This is a genomic window from Shewanella sp. 10N.261.52.F9 (genome assembly GCF_041471165.1).
Classification (GTDB): domain Bacteria; phylum Pseudomonadota; class Gammaproteobacteria; order Enterobacterales; family Shewanellaceae; genus Shewanella; species Shewanella marinintestina.
Genome location: NZ_JBFRNX010000075.1, coordinates 1 through 292 on the forward strand (window position 1 = coordinate 1; position 292 = coordinate 292).

The window sequence follows — 292 nt, forward strand, 5'->3', positions numbered from 1 at the left end:
CAATTCCACCACTCCCGCACAGACTCTGTTTCACATCCAGAACACGATGTTCATATTTTACATCTTGAAAAGATGGTAGCAATGGCGGGACTTGAACCTGCGACCCCAGCATTATGAGTGCTGTGCTCTAACCAGCTGAGCTACATTGCCAAAGATGGCTGGGGTACCAGGATTTGAACCTGGGAATGCCGAGATCAAAACCCGGTGCCTTACCGCTTGGCGATACCCCAAAAATCTTGTTTCAGCAACAAGCCTTAGCTCATCACTTAAATTAAATGGTACGGGAAGAGAG

The 292-nt window shown here is 47.6% G+C and carries 2 tRNA genes; both read right to left on the reverse strand.

The window, feature by feature from the left end:
* Window positions 1-73: 73 nt before the first annotated feature.
* Window positions 74-150, reverse strand: a tRNA-Met gene (locus AB4298_RS21345).
* Window positions 151-155: 5 nt separating this feature from the next.
* A tRNA-Gln gene (locus tag AB4298_RS21350) sits at window positions 156-230 on the reverse strand.
* Window positions 231-292 lie beyond the last annotated feature (62 nt).